At 72.5% G+C, this 16022-nt stretch carries 16 protein-coding genes; 7 read left to right on the top strand and 9 right to left on the bottom strand.

Annotation, left to right across the window (positions count from 1 at the left end; genetic code table 11):
* A partial coding sequence (locus ACWCYO_RS33230) for an ROK family protein (RefSeq protein WP_449786299.1) occupies positions 1-397 on the top strand: 397 nt, incomplete at its 5' end.
* Positions 398-434: 37 nt separating this feature from the next.
* On the opposite strand, the gene ACWCYO_RS33225 is transcribed toward ACWCYO_RS33230, so the two are convergent.
* Positions 435-2438, bottom strand: coding sequence for an alpha-L-fucosidase (locus ACWCYO_RS33225; protein ID WP_449786298.1), 2004 nt, complete (start codon positions 2436-2438; stop codon positions 435-437).
* A 300-nt stretch (positions 2439-2738) separates the two neighbouring features.
* Between ACWCYO_RS33225 and ACWCYO_RS33220 the strand changes: the two genes are divergently transcribed.
* From ACWCYO_RS33220 to ACWCYO_RS33195, 6 genes are read left to right on the top strand one after another with little or no spacing between them, the layout of a single operon-like run.
* Positions 2739-3086, top strand: coding sequence for an L-rhamnose mutarotase (locus tag ACWCYO_RS33220; RefSeq protein WP_449786297.1), 348 nt, complete (start codon positions 2739-2741; stop codon positions 3084-3086).
* Between the two features lie 36 nt (positions 3087-3122).
* On the top strand, positions 3123-4007 hold the full coding sequence (locus ACWCYO_RS33215; RefSeq protein ID WP_270140181.1) for an amidohydrolase family protein: 885 nt from the start codon (positions 3123-3125) through the stop codon (positions 4005-4007).
* Positions 4008-4041: 34 nt separating this feature from the next.
* Positions 4042-5085 carry a zinc-dependent alcohol dehydrogenase gene (locus ACWCYO_RS33210; RefSeq protein WP_449786296.1) on the top strand — a complete coding sequence of 348 codons (1044 nt, stop codon included), beginning with the start codon at positions 4042-4044 and terminating at the stop codon, positions 5083-5085.
* Entirely contained in the window at positions 5082-5843 is a 762-nt protein-coding gene (locus ACWCYO_RS33205) for an SDR family oxidoreductase (RefSeq protein WP_270140176.1), read from the top strand. The genes ACWCYO_RS33210 and ACWCYO_RS33205 overlap by 4 nt, the downstream gene beginning before the upstream one ends.
* Positions 5840-6469, top strand: a complete 630-nt coding sequence (gene eda / locus ACWCYO_RS33200; RefSeq protein ID WP_270140173.1) for a bifunctional 4-hydroxy-2-oxoglutarate aldolase/2-dehydro-3-deoxy-phosphogluconate aldolase — start codon at positions 5840-5842, stop codon at positions 6467-6469. Before ACWCYO_RS33205 ends, eda begins: the two co-directional genes overlap by 4 nt.
* The gene (locus ACWCYO_RS33195) at positions 6466-7503 is read left to right on the top strand and encodes a PfkB family carbohydrate kinase (protein ID WP_449786295.1); all 1038 of its coding nucleotides are present in this window, start codon (positions 6466-6468) and stop codon (positions 7501-7503) included. The genes eda and ACWCYO_RS33195 overlap by 4 nt, the downstream gene beginning before the upstream one ends.
* A 118-nt stretch (positions 7504-7621) precedes the next feature.
* Here the strand turns inward: ACWCYO_RS33195 and ACWCYO_RS33190 are convergent, their stop codons facing one another.
* The 8 genes from ACWCYO_RS33190 to ACWCYO_RS33155 form a co-directional block, all read right to left on the bottom strand.
* On the bottom strand, positions 7622-7741 hold the full coding sequence (locus ACWCYO_RS33190) for a hypothetical protein (protein ID WP_405000778.1): 120 nt from the start codon (positions 7739-7741) through the stop codon (positions 7622-7624).
* Between the two features lie 229 nt (positions 7742-7970).
* A complete protein-coding gene (locus ACWCYO_RS33185; RefSeq protein WP_449786294.1) occupies positions 7971-9962 on the bottom strand; it encodes an alpha-L-fucosidase in 1992 nt (663 codons plus the stop codon).
* Between the two features lie 437 nt (positions 9963-10399).
* Positions 10400-11095 carry a FadR/GntR family transcriptional regulator gene (locus ACWCYO_RS33180; protein WP_270140166.1) on the bottom strand — a complete coding sequence of 232 codons (696 nt, stop codon included), beginning with the start codon at positions 11093-11095 and terminating at the stop codon, positions 10400-10402.
* Positions 11096-11198: 103 nt separating this feature from the next.
* On the bottom strand, positions 11199-11510 hold the full coding sequence (locus ACWCYO_RS33175; protein ID WP_270150745.1) for an L-rhamnose mutarotase: 312 nt from the start codon (positions 11508-11510) through the stop codon (positions 11199-11201).
* 305 nt (positions 11511-11815) lie between these two features.
* Entirely contained in the window at positions 11816-12814 is a 999-nt protein-coding gene (locus ACWCYO_RS33170; RefSeq protein WP_449786293.1) for an aldo/keto reductase, read from the bottom strand.
* The gene (locus ACWCYO_RS33165; RefSeq protein WP_270140164.1) at positions 12811-13575 is read right to left on the bottom strand and encodes an SDR family NAD(P)-dependent oxidoreductase; all 765 of its coding nucleotides are present in this window, start codon (positions 13573-13575) and stop codon (positions 12811-12813) included. The genes ACWCYO_RS33170 and ACWCYO_RS33165 overlap by 4 nt, the downstream gene beginning before the upstream one ends.
* The gene (locus ACWCYO_RS33160; protein WP_270140162.1) at positions 13572-14906 is read right to left on the bottom strand and encodes an L-fuconate dehydratase; all 1335 of its coding nucleotides are present in this window, start codon (positions 14904-14906) and stop codon (positions 13572-13574) included. Before ACWCYO_RS33160 ends, ACWCYO_RS33165 begins: the two co-directional genes overlap by 4 nt.
* 11 nt (positions 14907-14917) lie before the next feature.
* The gene (locus ACWCYO_RS33155) at positions 14918-15769 is read right to left on the bottom strand and encodes a fumarylacetoacetate hydrolase family protein (protein ID WP_270140160.1); all 852 of its coding nucleotides are present in this window, start codon (positions 15767-15769) and stop codon (positions 14918-14920) included.
* Positions 15770-16022: the final 253 nt, after the last annotated feature.

Genomic DNA, 16022 nt, shown 5'->3' with positions numbered 1-16022 from the left:
CCCGCCGGGGGGGGCGCCGCCGGGCCGGGCCCCCCCCGCCCCCCCCCCCCACGGCCCGGGCGACGCGGTCGCCCTGCTGGCCGAACGGGCGGGCGCCGGGCACGCGGGGACCCTGGCGGCGCTGGACCGGGCGGGGGGCGCCCTCGGCCTCGCCCTCACGGCCGCCGTCGACCTGATCGACCCGGACGCCCTGGTGCTCGGCGGTGCCTACGCCGACCTCGCCGACTGGCTGCTGCCGTCCGTGCGGGCCGAGTTGGCCGACCGGGTCACCGTCCGCCCCTGGGCCCCGGAGGCACTGCGCCCGTCCGCCCTGGGGCGGCGCGGGCCGCTGCTGGGCGCGGCGCTGACGACGGTCCGCCGGATCATGGCGGATCCGACCCTGCTGCCCGTCGGCTGACGGCCCCTCGGCGCGGTTCCGAGGGGCCGTCACCGCGTCAGTCGTGCTCGACGACGACCATCGCGTGCCCGTCGGTGGTGGTGACCCGCACGTGGACGTACTCGCCGTCGTGCTCCCACTCCAGCTCCTGTCCGGCGGGCTGCAGCCGAACCGAGCGCGGAGCGGCGGCGAGCCGGACGGAGACGGGCACGTCGACCAGCGGGAAGGCGTCGTGCACCAGGTCCAGCTCCGGGGTCTCCCGGGCCGGGACGAAGCTGATCAGGTGCACCACGGTGGCCGTGGCGGTCCGGGCGACGGTGGTCTCCAGGTGGACCGGCCCGCCCGCGCGGACCAGCGGGTCCGGCAGGAGCCGGTCCAGGGCCGCACCGAGCAGCTGGCGGTACGTCTCCAGGCCGTGCTGGTGGAACGACTCCAGCAGCGGCACGGTCACCGCGGCCACCCCGTCGCCGACGACGACGGCCACCTCGTCGGTCGGGTCGGCCGGGGGAGTGTAGGAGTGGCCGCAGAAGCGGTCCCAGGAGCGCGGGAAGTAGGGTGCCACGATCCGGGCCAGCACCTCGGCTCCGGGCAGCGCCCGGGCGGTCAGCCGGGAGCCGTGGCTGATGATCGGGAAGTCCTCCGGAACCCCGGGCACGTTCTCGCAAGCGAGGAAGGTCTCGCCGGCCGGAGCCGGGGCCAGGCCCTCGACCGGGAGGTCGGGCAGGGCCGGCTCGGAGCCGTTCCTGAGCAGCGCGGGCCCGACCAGCAGCACGGCGCCCCCGGCCCGCCGGTACGCGGCCAGGCGCTCGGCCAGGTCGTCGTCCACGGGGGTGCTCTCCGGCACCACGACGGCCCGGTACCCGCCCAGGTCGGCGGTCGGCGGGACCATGTCGAACTGCGCGCGGAGCTGCTGGAGCGCCCGGACGGCGCCGATGTTGCTCGCGCCGGGGTTGTCGCCGAGGGCGGGGTCGACGACCACGGCGATCTCGCTGACGATCCGTCCGCCGTCGACGAACGGCTCGCACGCCGCGAGGTGCCCGTAGGCCGAGCCGATCAGCTCGTACACCGCCCGCGAGGGCACTCCGCGCGGGTGCAGCACGTCACCGACGCCGCCGGTCAGACCGTGGCCCAGCATCTGGCTGGTCTCGTAGCGCAGGGCTGCCCGGGGCTTGAGGGCGGCGTTGTCGCCCCAACTCTCGTGGAAGCGCCCGGTGTGGCTGAGGACGGGCAGCCCGAGCGGGCGGACGAAGCGCGCCACGTAGGGCAGGAACGCGTAGCCCCAGCCGCCGGTGGGCAGCCCCTCGATCTCGACGTGCCGGATGAACCGCTGCTCCTCGGCCAGCCCGGTCTTGGGCCGGCTGTTGAACCAGGCGCCCTGGACGGCGTCCGGGGGGAGGGCCTTCTCCACCATGGTGGAGTAGCGGGCCATGTAGCGCCGGGCCACCAGCTCCGCGTAGCGGTTCCGGTGGTCGGCGTCGGCCGGGTCCAGGCCCTCGCGGCGCATCCCGTCGATCGCCCAGCGGCTCGCACTCGGCTGGTTCCAGCACATGTCGATGAAGATCCCGTCGACCGGGGCGAAGCGGCGCAGCACCTCGTCCAACTGGTCGGCGAAGTAGTCGGCGTAGGGGCTGGACATGTCGAGGACGTTCCAGGCCGCCTCGAACGCCGAGGCGCTCCACTTGGTGATCTTCAGGTTCTCGTCGTGCGCGATCCACTCGGGGTGCTCCCGGGCCGCGTACTCGTCGACCTGGAGGGACAGGTAGATCGGTGTGCGGATGCCCACGGCGTGCAGGGCCTCGACCTGTTCGGCGAGCAGGTCGAGGTCGGGGGCGAGGCCCGGGTGGCGCTCCGGCCGGTCGGTCCCGTAGTAGAGGTGGCCGTGGTGGCACTTGGCGAAGAGGGTGACGCTGTCGACGTGGGCGTCCTGGAAGGTCCGGGCGAAGGTCACCGGGTCGAAGTCCCGTCCCACGTCGGGGATGTCGGGCCCGGTGTGGAAGTCCAGGTGGACGGTGCGGCGGGGGAAGCGGGCAGGGCTGTTAGCGTTCACATCGCCATGAGTCATGAGATGGATTTATAGGCGGTGCGCGCCGAGGAGTCTAGCGATGCGGGGAGGATACATCCGATGAATGGCCGATTGCATCGGACATAGCGCGAACATCGAGCCAAAATCAGGAGGTCACATTTGAAAGTCATCGGATGCTTCTACTTGTCGTCCAGGTTTCACACTCGTAAGGTCCTCGATACCGCGAGTGCCCCGGACGGTGGAGGCGCTGTAGGCGGGTGAGGGATGCCCTCGCAGTTATCGTTCGCCCTTCGGCGCCTCGGCCGACGTGTCAAACGCCAAAACATCGGAGGAATCCGCGTGAAGCGCCTCGCCCAGACCATCAGGCTCCGGCCCGAGCACCGCGAGGAGTACCTCCGCCTCCACTCCGCCGTCTGGCCCGGAGTCGAGGCGGCCCTCCACCGGGCGCAGGTCCGCAACTTCAGCATCTTCCTCCACGGCGACGTGCTGTTCGCCTACCTCGAGTACCACGGCGAGGACTTCGACGCCGACACGGCGGTCCTGGAGGCCGACCCCGAGACCCAGGAGTGGTGGAAGCTCACCGACCCCTGCCAGGAGCCCTGGCCCGACCGGGGCGACTCCCGCCAGTGGACCGAACTCGCCCAGGTCTGGCACCTGAGCGAGCCCGGCGGCCACACCGCCGACTGACCCATCCACGCCGGACCCACCCCCACCGGAGCCCCCGTGCCCCCCAGTCAGCCCCCCGCGCTCATCGACGCCCACCACCACCTGTGGGACCTCGTCCAGCGCCCGCAACCCTGGCTCGACGAGCCCGACCTGACGTCGATCCGCCGCACCTTCACCCCCGACGACCTGTGGGCCACCGCCACCAGCACGGTGGCGGGCCGCCGGCTCGACCGCACGGTGGTCGTGCAGTGCGTGCCGGATGTCCCGGAGACCGAGGACCTGCTCGAACTCGCCGCCCGGGAGCCGCTGATCGCGGCCGTGGTCGGCTGGGCGGACCTCACGTCCCCTGCCGTGGGCGACGAGCTCGACCGGCTGCTCGCTGGCCCGGGCGGCAGCCACCTCCGCTCGCTGCGCCACCTGGTCCAGGGCGAAACGGACCCCGAGTGGCTGCAACGCCCCGAGGTCGAAGGCGGGTTGGCGGCGGTCCGGGACCGCGGTCTCGGCTACGACGTGCTCGTCCGCAGCCACCAGCTCGACCAGGCGAGCCGGCTGGCCGAGCGCCTCCCGGACCTGCCGCTGGTGCTCGACCACGCGGGCAAGCCGGACATCGCCGGCGGCGAACTGGGGGAGTGGGAGCAGCGGTTGCGGCGGCTCGCCGCGCACCCGCAGGTGGTCTGCAAGGTGTCGGGACTGATCACCGAGGCCGACCACCAGGCCTGGACCACCGCCGACATCCGCCCGGTGTGGGACGTCCTGCTGAGCGCCTTCGGCGCCGACCGGCTGATGTTCGGCTCGGACTGGCCGGTGGCGAACCTTGCGGGCGGCTGGAACCGCTGGGCCGAAACCGTGGACGAGCTGCTCGGCGGGTGCTCCGCCGACGAGACGTCGGCGATCCTCGCGGACACCGCGACCGCCTTCTACCGCCTCACCTCCAACGCGTAACCCGCCACTCTCACAGAAGAGGACTGGGACCACCATGACACTTGCCGTTCGATACACGGCCGCCCGCACACTGGACACCGCCCCGGCCGAGCTCTCCGAGCCCGGCCCCGGGGAGGTCCTGCTGGCCCCCGCCTACGTGGGGATCTGCGGCACCGATCTGCACATCTTCCACGGCGACATGGACGCCCGCGTCGCCGCGCCCGCCGTCCTCGGTCACGAGATGTCCGGCCGCGTGCTCCAGGTCGGTGCCGGTGTCGAGGGCTGGCGGGCCGGGGACGCGGTGACGGTGATGCCGCTGCGTTGGGACGGCACCTGCCCGGCCTGCCTGAGTGGTCATCAGCACGTCTGCCAGAACCTGGACTTCATCGGCATAGACTCGCCCGGTGCGATGCAGCAGCGCTGGACGGTCCCCGCCGACACGCTGATCCGGCTGCCGGGCTCTCTCGCCCTGGACCGCGCCGCGCTGGTGGAGCCCACCGCGGTGGCCGTGCACGACGTCGGACGGGCCCGGGTCCAGGCCGGTGAGCGGGTCGTCGTCGTGGGCGGCGGTCCGGTCGGGATCCTGATCGCGCTGGTGGCACGGGCGGCCGGGGCCGAGGTGCGGGTCGTGGAGCTGAGCGCCCACCGGCGCAAGCTCGCCGAGGAGTTGGGGCTCGCCGCCTGGGACCCGGGCGCCGAGGATGTGCCCGAGGCGGTACGGCAGTGGAGCGGGGGCGCGGGCGCGGACGTCGCCTTCGAGGTGTCCGGCGCGGCGGCCGGGGTGGACACCGCGGTCGAGGTGCTGGGGGTGCGGGGCAGGCTGTGCCTGGTGGCGATCCACCCCCGGCCCCGCGAGGTGAACCTGCACCGCTTCTTCTGGCGCGAACTCACCCTGGTGGGCGCGCGGTTGTACGACCGCTCCGACTTCGAGCGGGCGGTGGAGCTGGTCGCCAACGGCACGATCCCGGCCGAGCGGCTGATCAGCAAGGTCGTGCCGCTGGACGAGGCGCCCGCGGCGTTCGAGGCCCTGGAAGGTGGCGGCGACGTGATGAAGATCCTCGTGGACTGCACCGACGACACCCAGGAGGTCAGCGCATGAACGCCTTCGACCTGACCGGCAGGCTGGCCGTCGTCACCGGAGCCCGGCGCGGCATCGGCCGGGCCATGGCCCGCGCCCTGGCCGAGGCCGGGGCGGACGTCATCGGGGTCAGCGCCAACCTGGAGGAGAGCGGCAGCGAGGTCGAGAAGGATGTCGTGGCCGCGGGCCGCTGCTTCGAGGCGCTCCGCGCCGACTTCGCTGACCCGGATGCGGTGCGGGCCCTCGGCGCGGACCTCGCGGGCCGCGAGCGGCCGGTGGACATCCTGGTCAACAACGCCGGCACCATCCGCCGCGCACCTGCCGCCGAACACCCGGACGCCGACTGGGACTTGGTGCTCCAGGTCAACCTGGCCGCGCAGTTCTCGCTGACCCGCGCGGTGGGCGCGGCGATGATCGCCCGCAGCCAGGGGAAGATCATCTTCACGGCGTCGCTGCTCAGCTTCCAGGGCGGCATCACCGTCCCCGGCTACACCGCCGCCAAGCACGGGATCGCCGGTCTGACCAAGGCCCTGGCCAACGAGTGGGCAGGGTACGGCGTCAACGTCAACGCCATCGCGCCCGGCTACATCGCCACCGACAACACCCAGGCGCTGCAGGACGATCCGGCGCGCAGCAAGGCGATCCTGGAGCGGATCCCGGCCGGTCGCTGGGGCCGGGCGGACGACCTGGCCGGCGCCACCGTGTTCCTGGCCTCGGACGCCGCCGCCTACGTCCACGGCACCGTCCTGCCCGTCGACGGCGGATGGCTGGGCCGTTGACCACCGATCTGGCTGCCGTCCTGGACGGCGCCCGCGTCATGCCGGTGCTGACCGTGCGCGACCCGGCGACGGCCGGCCCGCTGGCCGACGCGCTCGCCGAGGGCGGCGCCCGCTGTGCCGAGGTCACCTTCCGTACCCCGGCCGCCGAGCGGGCGCTCAAGGCGATGGCGACGCACGGCGGCCTGGCCGTCGGCGCCGGCACGGTGCTCTCCGCCGAGCAGGCGCAGCGCGCGGTGGCGGCCGGGGCCCGGTTCGTCGTCTCGCCCGGCTACGACGAGGAAGTCGTCGCCGCGTGCCGGGAGTTGGACGTCCCGGTGGTGCCCGGAATCGCGACCGCCACCGAGCTGATGCGGGCCCTGCGGGCCGGCCTCACCACGGTCAAGCTCTTCCCCGCCGAGGCCAGTGGCGGCCTGCGCACGCTCCGCGCGCTCGCGGCGCCCTTCCCCGGGGCGCGCTTCGTGCCGACCGGCGGGATCGGCCCCGGCCAACTGGCCGGCTACCTCGCCGACCCCGCGGTCCTCGCCGTCGGCGGCAGCTGGCTGGCGACGCCCGCACACCTGGACTCCGGCGACTACCAGGAGGTCCGGCGCCTGACGGCCGAGGCCGTGGAGGTGGGTGCGCCGTGACCGAGGTGGTGGCCCTCGGCGAGGTCATGCTGCGCTTCGACCCGGGGGAGGGGCGGATCAGCACCGCCCGGACCTTCCGGGTGTGGGAAGGGGGCGGGGAGTACAACGTCGTCCGCGGGCTGCGCCGCTGCTTCGGCCTGCGGACGGCCGTGGTCACCGCGCTCGCCGACAACGCCGTGGGCCGGCTCGTCGAGGACCTGATCCTCCAGGGCGGTGTCGACACCTCGCTGATCCGCTGGGTGCCCGACGACGGCATCGGCCGCAGCGCGCGCAACGGCCTGAACTTCGTCGAGCGGGGCTTCGGCATCCGCGGCGCGCTCGGCGTCAGCGACCGCGCGGGCACCGCGGTTTCGCAACTGCGCAAGGGCGACGTCGACTGGGACGCGGTCTTCTCCTCGGGCCCGCGCTGGTTCCACACCGGCGGCATCTTCGCCGGCCTGTCCGACACCACCGCGGACGTCGCGGAGGAGGCGATGACGGCCGCCCGCCGCCACGGACTCACCGTCTCCTACGACCCCAACTACCGCCCGAGCCTGTGGGCCGGGCGCGGGGGGCCGGAGCGGGCCCGGGAGACGGACCTGCGCCTGGCCCGGCACGCAGACCTCATCGTCGGCGCCCTGGGGATGGCGGGCCGCCATCCCGGCGCCGAGCGCTTCGGCTCCGACCAGGTGCCGGACGCGCTCGCCTCGGTGGCCGCCCTGCTCCCCGGGGTGCGGTTGCTGGCGACGACCCTCCGCGAGGTCCCCTCGGCCGGGGTGAACGACTGGGGCTCGGCCGCGTGGTCGGCGAAGACCGGGTACGTCCTCGGCCCCGCGATGCCCGGACTGCACGTCCTGGACCGCATCGGCTCCGGAGACGGCTTCGCGGCCGGCCTGATCCACGGCCTGCTCGCCGGTGCCCCGCTGGAGCGCGCCCTCGCCTACGGTACGGCCCTGGGCGCCCTCGCCATGACGACGCCCGGCGACGTCGTGATGGCCTCGCTCGCCGAGGTCGAGGCCCTGGTGGCGGGCGCCTCCGCCGCCGTCCGACGCTGACCGGCGGCGCCCCAGCCGCCGCAGCACGCAGTACGAACACCGGGAGAGCCCGGCGGACCTGGTCCGCCGGGCTCCGGTTCGTACGGTCGCGCCCGAGAGGGGCGTCCGCGCGTCACTGTCACTGGACCGTCCAGACCTGGCCGGTCTGGTTCAGCGGCATGAACTGGTCGATCGCGGCTCCGTTCGTCGTCGAGCCGTTGCCCACCTCCAGGATCTGCCGGCTCTCGAAGTCGCGGATGAGGCACCCGCCGCTGGTCGGCTCGAAGTACCAGAGCTGGTTGTTGCCGCCGCCGTTGGCGGGGTCGACGTAGAAGTTCGTCGTGGCGGCGAAGGCGGACTGGGCGGGCAGTGCGGCCGTGAGGACGTCGATGAGCTTGGTTGGGCCGTACCTGTGGACGCCGAAGCCCGCGCCCGGGGAGACTGGTCGCGGGCTTCGGCGGTGCGGCGGGGAGTCGGCGGACGAGGTCCTAGCCGTTGGGAAGGGACGGGTCCAGGAAGCGGCGGTCGTAGACCTCCAGCGAGCGGATCGAGGCCCACGTGCCGGAATCCAGGCCGCCGGTGACGGTCACCCGGACGTAGCGGGTCTGGGCCGTGAACGTCGCGGTCCGCACCTGGGCGGCGGTGGTGTTCCCGGTCTGGTCGGCGAGGGTGGACCAGGTGGAGCCGTCGGCGGATCCGTCGATCCGGAAGCGGTAGGCCTTCCCCGGCTGTTCCCAGGCGATCCGGGCGCCCGTGACCGGGCGCACCGAGCCGAGGTCGACCTGGAGCCAGTGCCCGGTGCCGCCGTCGGCCGCGCACCAGCGGGTGGAGGTGTCCCCGTCCACCGCGTGGGCGGCCACGTTACCGTGCGAGGTCTCCGCGCTGTCGGCCGTGGTCGGGCAGCCGCGGGCGATGTCCGTCGGGACCACCGGCCGGTCGAGTACGATGGCCACGACCGTGTCGTCCAGGTAGCGGGTGCGGTCGATGCCGGTGACGGTGACGGCGTTCGCGCCGGTCGTGCTGAAGGACAGCGGGCTCTTGGAGACCACGTCGTAGACCGAGGTGACGTTCGCGTCGCCGAGCGAAGGCGTCGTGAAACTGCTGCCGCCGTTGTACCCGGCCAGCAGGTGGGCGTAGACGGTCCTGTCGGCGAAGGTGAAGCCGTACTGGCCGTCCACCGGGTTCCACGGGCCGCCGCGGGTGTTGTAGACGGCCTCCCGGTTGGCGCTCATGAACCCGCCCAGCTGACGGATCAGCGCGGCCTGCTTGCTCGGGACCGTACCGGTCGCGTCCGGGCCGACGTTGACGAGCACGGACATGTCGCGGACGAAGGAGTTGACGAACAGGCCCAGCGCCTGGGAGAAGGGCATGGCGGAGTCGCCGCTGTACCCCCAGGTCCCGCCGACGCTGAACGTCTTCTGGACCAGGCGGCCGTAGCGGATCGGCCCGCTCGGCACACCGGAGCCCTCGTCGAGGTCGTAGTCCCCCACCCACCCCGAACGGGAGTTGGACACGGCGTTCGGCTGGTGCTGGCGCAGCACGCCGGTGAGACCCAGCGGCCTGCCGGTGCCCCACTCGCTCTCGCCGTACGCGGTGTCCACCTGCCAGCCGTTGCCGCCGTCCCGGTACTGACCGGGCTCCCAGAAGAACGACCCCGCCGCGTCGGTGCCCTGCTGCGCCAGCCAGCCGCCGTCCCACCAGATGTCGTCGATCGCGCCGAAGTCGGTGACCAGTTCCTTCACGGACTGGTACACCTCGTTCTTCATGGTCCGGGCGTTCTCGTGGTAGTCGAAGCCGGCCGGGTCGGAGCCCTCGTAGTTCCACGGGTACACGCTGTTCGGCAGCACGCAGTCGGAGGTGAGCGCGGGGTTCGGCGGCTTCGCGCCGCTCACGTCGTAGTAGCCGGGGTAGCGCCAGTCGATCGGGGAGTAGTAGAGCCCGACCCGCAGGCCTGCCGCGCGCACGGCGTTCACGTAGCCCTTGACGAAGTCCGTGCCGGCGGGGAACGGGGTGTCGCCGGTGGTCCAGGCGTTGGGGTGGCGGCTGGGCCACAGGGCGAACCCCTCGTGGTGGCGGGTGGTCAGGACGACTTCGGCGGCACCGAGGTCCTTGGCCAGCTGCGCCCAGGCGGCGGGGTTGTAGGACTGGGACTGGCTGGCGAACGAGCCGGCGTACTGCGCCCGGTAGGAGGTCGGCCCGGTCTTCGAGTAGAACATGTGCCACTCGCCCTGGGCCGCTGCCGAGTAGACGCCCCAGTGGATGAACATGGACACCTTGTTGTCGCGCATCCACTGGATCTTGCTGTCCGGCTGCTGCCAGGCCCCCTGGTCGAGCTTCGGGACGCGCAGCGGGACGAGGGGCAGCGGGTCGCCCGCGGCCCCGGCCGCCTCGGCCGGGGCGCTGACGGGGCCGACGACGGTGGCGGCGGTTGCCACCGCCAGGGCGGTGAGCGCACTCCTGCGACTGATGGATCGTGACATGGATGCTCCGTTTGTCCTGGAATGCTCACTGTCGGGTGGGCTGCGCGAGTCAGGTACATGTATGGCGTCGCCCGGAGCGGCGTGTCAAGGTATCTGGCAGCGATATATCCGATGATTCGCAAGGTCGATGCTCACGGCGGGATTTGGGTCGGCGCTCTCCAGGGCTGGGTCAGCCCCGCCTGGCATTCGACCAACGTGCAGGTGAGAGTGGCGACTTGGGACTCATTCCATGATCTCCAAGGTCCATTCGGTCCTGCGTGCGATCGGAGATCGCGCCGCACGATTCCATGGAAGGCGGCATATTCATCGGATCGATTCGCGTCCATCGCGGTGACGGTGGACCGACTTGTGCATACACTGACAACGGCCGGAACAGCCGCCCGGCCGTCCCAGCCGGTGCGGCCCTCCCGGCCGTCGTAGCCACCCCTGCCGTTGTGTCAGCCGAGGGCCGACCCGGGCTCGCCGAGGGTGTCGCGGAGCCAGTGCTCGACCCCGGCGACGTGCACGGTCGCCCAGGCGTGGGCGAGTTCCGGGCGCCGGCTGGCGATCGCGTCGTAGATCGCTCGGTGCTGCTGGCGGGTGCGGTCCGCCGCGCCCTCCTCGGTCAGCCCGCGCCAGATCCGCGCGCGCGTGGTGGGGCCGGACAGGCCGTCGATCAGTGAGGAGAGCACGGTGTTGCCCGAGCCGGCCGCGATCCTGCGGTGGAACTCCAAGTCGTTGGCGATGATCTCGTCCAGGGTGGCGGCCTCGTCCAGCTTCTGCAGCAGCGCGGCCAGTTCGGCGATGTCCTCCTCGGACATCACCCGGGCGGCCATCGCGGTGGCGGCGGGCTCCAGGATGCGGCGGACCTCCAGGAACTCCAGCACCGTGTTGTCCTGGTGGAAGTCGACGACGAACGCCAGCGCGTCCAGGAGGATGTCGGGCTCCAGGCTGGTCACGTACGTGCCGTCGCCCTGGCGCACGTCGAGCACCCGGATGAGCGACAGCGCCTTGACCGCCTCCCGCAGGGAGTTGCGCGACAGGCCCAGCCGCTCGGCGAGGTCTGCCTCCTTCGGGAGCTTCGCGCCGGGGCGGAGCTCGCCGCTCACGATCATGGCCTTGATCTTCTCGATCGCCTCGTCGGTGACTGGCACAGCCTCGCCTTTCCTGGTCATCTGATCTTCGCAGCATACGGGTTCCGCCCGTCCCGGCCGTGGTGCTTCCGGACACCGGGGCCGGGACGGGCAGCCAGGGCGGTTACAGCTCCCACACCGCGGGCAGCCCGGCCGCGGCACCCGCCGCCGAGTAGTCGTGGACGACGTCGAGGAGTTCGGCCATCCGCGCCTGCCAGGCGATGTTGACCGGGAGGCCCTCCAGCCGGGCGAGCAGCCGGGCGTAGTCCTCGCACTCCAACAGGTGGAACAGCTCCGGACCGCTGCGCCAGATCGTCCAGGAGGTCACGCCCGCCGCCCTGATGGCGTCGGTGAGTTCGGCGGGCACCTCCCGGTGCGCGGCCTCGTACTCCTCGATCCGGTCCGTACGGACGCGGGTGTGCAGGGCGATCCTCATGGCTGCTCCTCGGGGGCGGTGGCGGCTGCGGTCTCGGTGGTGTCGACGATGACGACGTCCAGAGTGCGGGGCCCGTGCGAAGGTGGCACCGGAGACGGCGGCCTTGGCGCGGAGGAACTTCTGGCGCTGGTGCCGGCGGGCGGCCTCGGCGAGTTCGGCGGGGTCGTCGCTCAGCCCTTCGGGGGCTGGCTGCCCCCACTCGCCCATCCGCTCGGCGAACAGCTCGCGGATCTCGGTCACCACGGCACGGCCGGTCCCGGGGAACACGGTGTCGTTGAAGCAGGTGATGAACAGCGCGACGCGCATCAGTGCGCCTTTTGTGGGGTCGGGACGTCCGGCGGCAGCAGCCCGCGCTCCTTGAGTTCCGCCCACAGCTCGTCCGGCACGCGGTGGCGGAGCATGGCGGCGGCGTCCCGGACCTCTGCGGCGCTGCGGGTGCCGACCAGCACGCTCGCCACGGCGGGGTGCCCGAACGGGAAGCGCAGCGCCGCGGCGCGCAGCGGCACGCCGTGCTCCTCGCAGACGGCCTTGAGGTCGAGGGCGCGGGCGAGCAACTCCTCGGGCGCGGGGGCGTAGTCGAACGTGGCGCCGGGCCGTGGGTCGGCGAGCAGGCCGGAGTTGAAGACGCCGCCGATGACGACACCGACGCCGCGGTCGGCGGCCAGCGGCAGCAGTTCGGTGAGTCCGCGCTGGTCGAGCAGGCTGTAGCGGCCGGCCAGCAGGACGGTGTCGAGATCGGTCTCGCGGATGAAGCGGACGAGCAGCTCCGCCTGGTTCATCCCGACGCCGATCGCGCCGACCATCCCTTCGGCACGCAGCCGCGCCAGCTCGGGGTACGCCTCGGAGATCGCCTGGTCCGCGTGGTCGTCGGGGTCGTGCAGGTAGACGACGTCGATCCGGTCCAGCCCGAGCCGTTCCAGGCTGTCCTCGATCGAGCGCCGGACGCCCACGGCGCTGAAGTCCCAGACCCGGCGGTGGGTGGCGGGCACGGCGAAGCCGTTGGCGAGGTCGTCGCCGCGGGACTCCGGGGCCGGGCGGAGCAGTCGGCCGACCTTGGTGGAGAGGACGTACTCCTCCCTGGGGCGGTGGCGCAGGGCCTGTCCGAGCCGGCGCTCGGACAGGCCCAGGCCGTAGTGCGGGGCGGTGTCGAAGTACCGCACGCCCGACTCCCAGGCGGCCGCGACGGCTGCTTCGGCCTCGGCGTCGGTGACCGGGGTGAACAGGTTGCCGATGCCCGCCGCGCCGAAGGCGAGTTCACCGACCTGCACCGTGCTGTGCCCCAGAGGCCGGCGGCGCGCGGTCACGAGCGGGCCTGCGGCCGCAGTCGCAGGTTCGCCATCCCGCCGTCGACCTGGAGGGTCATGCCGGTGGTGCTGCCGGCGGCCGGGGAGACCAGGTAGGCGATGGCGGCGGCCACCTCCTCGGGGGTGACCAGGCGCCCGTGCGGTTGACGGGCGTTCAGCGCGGCGCGTTCGGCGGCCGGGTCGTCGGCGGCGTCCAACAGCCGGCCGACCCAGGGGGTGTCCACGGTGCCGGGGCTGACGCAGTTGACCCGGATGCCCTCGCGGACGTGGTCGGCGGCCATGGACAGGGTGAGCGAGTGCACGGCGCCCTTGCTCGCCGCGTACAGCGCGCGCTGCGGCAGACCGGTGGTGACGACGATGGAGCCAAGGTTGACCACCGAGGCCCGGGTGGAGCGGCGCAGGTGCGGCAGGGCGGCGCGGGTGGTGCGGACGACGCCGACGAGGTTGACGTCGAGGACGCGGAGCCACTGCTCGTCCGGGTTGTCCGCGACGGTCCCGATCGCGCCGATGCCCGCGTTGTTGACCAGGATGTCGATCCCGCCGAGCGCCTCGGCCGCCGCCTCGACGGCGCCGGACACCGAGGCGTCGTCGGAGACGTCGGCGGTGAAGCCGAGCAGCGGCTCCGGCACCGCCGACGGGTCGAGGTCCAGGACGGCCACCCGCGCGCCGCGCTCGGCGAGCAGGGTGGCGGTGGCCAGACCGATCCCGGAGGCGCCGCCTGTGACGACCGCCGTGAGTCCGTCGAGTTCAGCGGCCGTCATGCGGTCGCCTCCTTCTGGGCCAGCTCCTCGGCCCAGAAGGAGCCGTGGGGGTACTGGTAGGTGTCGAGTGAAGTCTGGTGCATGGCGGCCGAGAATCCCGGCAGGGTCGGGGCCCGGTAGTGGCCGTCGGTGATCACCACCGGGTCGAGGAAGTGCTCGTGGAGGTGGTCGACGAACTCGATGACGCGGTCCTCGGTGGTGCCGGTGAGGGCGACGAAGTCGAACATGGACAGGTGCTGGACGAGTTCGCACAGGCCCACGCCGCCGGCGTGCGGGCAGACCGGGACGCCGAACTTGGCGGCGAGCAGCAGGATGGCGAGGTTCTCGTTGACGCCGCCGACCCGGGCCGAGTCCAGCTGGAGGACGTCGATGGCGCCGGCCTGGAGCAGCTGCTTGAAGACGATGCGGTTCTGCACGTGCTCGCCGGTGGCGACCTTCACCGGGCTGACCTGCCGCCGGATCGTCGCGTGCCCCAGGACGTCGTCGGGGCTGGTGGGCTCCTCGATCCAGTACGGGGCGAACTCCGCGAGCGCCTTGGTCCATTCGACGGCCTCGGCCACGTTCCAGCGCTGGTTGGCGTCGATGGCCATCCGGATGTCAGGCCCGACGGCGGCGCGGGCGGCCCGGCAGCGGCGGATGTCGTCCGCCAGGTCGGCGCCCACCTTGAGCTTGATCTGCCGGAAGCCGTCCGAGACGGCCGCACGGGCGAGGCGGGTGAGCTTCTCGTCGTCGTAGCCCAGCCAGCCCGGGGAGGTGGTGTAGGCGGGGTAGCCCCGCTGGAGCAGCGTCGCGGCGCGCTCGTCCGCGCCCTGCTTCCCGCGCCGCAGCAGCTCCAGCGCCTCCGCGGGCGTGAGGGCGTCGGCGATGTAGCGGAAGTCGATCTGGGAGACGAGCCATTCGGGGTCGGCGTCGGCGAGCAGCTGCCACAGCGGCTTGCCCTGCTGCTTGGCAGCGAGGTCCCAGACGGCGTTGACGACGGCCCCGATGGCCATGTGCATCACGCCCTTCTCCGGGCCCAGCCAGCGCAGTTGGCTGTCGCCGATCAGGTCGTGGTAGAGCGAGCCGGGGTCGGCGCACAGCTCGTCGACCGGGCGTCCGACGACGTGCGGGCGGAGCGCGTCGATGGCGGCCACCTGGACGTCGTTGCCGCGTCCGATGGTGAAGGTGAAGCCGTGGCCCTCGTGGCCGCCGTCGGAGGTCCGCAGGACGACGTAGGCGGCGGAGTAGTCGGGGTCCGGGTTCATCGCGTCGGACCCGTCCAGCTCCCGCGAGGTGGGGAAGCGGACGTCATAGGTGTCGACGGCGGTGATCCGCGCAGTGGTTGCGGACAAGGGAGTGCCTTTCACGCGTTGCGGAAGGTCTGGCGCTGGGTGCCGAGGCCGTCGATGGTCAGCTCGACGCTGTCGCCCGCGCGCAGGTAGGGGGTGCCGGGCAGGCCCAGGGCCACGCCGGCCGGGGTGCCGGTGTTGATGACGTCGCCGGGGCGCAGCACCATGTACTGGCTCAGGTACCAGACCAGGTAGTGGACGTCGAAGACCATGTTCTTGGTGCTGCCGTCCTGGCGCGGCTCGCCGTTGACGGTCAGGCGCAGTCCCAGGTCCTGCGGGTCGCCCGCCTCGTCCGGGGTGACCAGCCAGGGGCCGAGCGGGTTGAAGCTCTCGCACGACTTGCCGATGTCCCACTGGGCGGAGAACTCCAGCTGGAACTCCCGCTCGGAGACGTCGTTGCTGATGGCGTAACCCCCGATGCACCCCGCCGCCTCCGCCGGGTCGGCGAGGTAGCGGGCTTCCCGGCCGATGACGACGGCGAGTTCCACCTCCCAGTCGGTCTTCACCGAGCCGCGCGGGATCAGCACGGAGTCGAAGGGGCCGACGACGGTGGACGGGTCCTTCATGAAGACCACCGGCCGCTCGGGAACGGCCGCCCCCGTCTCCTCGGCGTGGTCGCGGTAGTTGAGGCCGATGCAGACCACCTTGCCCGGACGGGCGAGGGGCGCCCCGACCCGCAGACCGGTCGGGTCCAGGGCGGGCAGCGAACCTACCGCCAGGGCGGCCCGGACGCGGCCGATCCCACCGGAGGCGAGGAAGGCGCCGTCGATGTCGTCGGTCAGGCCCGTGAGGGCGAAGGTCGCGCCGTCCTTGCCGCGGACCGCCGGAGTCTCCGCTCCGGGTTCGCCGAGTCGCAGCAGCTTCATCTGGTGGCTCCTATCAACACATCGGATGTATCCGCGGTGCCATGACCATACGAGGACAGTCTCGGGCCTCGCAAGGATTCCTCCGATGTTTACCCGTCGAATAGCTCGACGGTGCAGGTCGAGAGGTCGGTGAGTCAGCGGTCTGACCGCTTCGCTGACCGGGAATCACGGGTTGGGAATCGTCCGAGCTTTCCTCTTGTCAGTCGGATACCCGGCTCGTAGAGTCCTCGGCACCACAAGCCATCCGATGTCT

The organism is Kitasatospora sp. NPDC001683 (genome assembly GCF_053596495.1).
The sequence above is the reverse complement of the archived record's forward strand: the minus strand, read 5'-3'. Positions and strand labels throughout refer to the sequence as shown.

Bases quoted from the DNA above. Each gene is read 5' to 3' on its own strand.
- ACWCYO_RS33175 (WP_270150745.1), bottom strand. From the start codon at position 11,510: ATGAGGATCGCCCTGCACACCCGCGTCCGTACGGACCGGATCGAGGAG.
- ACWCYO_RS33210 (WP_449786296.1), top strand. From the start codon at position 4,042: ATGACACTTGCCGTTCGATACACGGCCGCCCGCACACTGGACACCGCC.
- ACWCYO_RS33185 (WP_449786294.1), bottom strand. From the start codon at position 9,962: ATGTCACGATCCATCAGTCGCAGGAGTGCGCTCACCGCCCTGGCGGTG.
- ACWCYO_RS33225 (WP_449786298.1), bottom strand. From the start codon at position 2,438: ATGACTCATGGCGATGTGAACGCTAACAGCCCTGCCCGCTTCCCCCGC.
- ACWCYO_RS33155 (WP_270140160.1), bottom strand. From the start codon at position 15,769: ATGAAGCTGCTGCGACTCGGCGAACCCGGAGCGGAGACTCCGGCGGTC.
- ACWCYO_RS33205 (WP_270140176.1), top strand. From the start codon at position 5,082: ATGAACGCCTTCGACCTGACCGGCAGGCTGGCCGTCGTCACCGGAGCC.
- ACWCYO_RS33165 (WP_270140164.1), bottom strand. From the start codon at position 13,575: ATGACGGCCGCTGAACTCGACGGACTCACGGCGGTCGTCACAGGCGGC.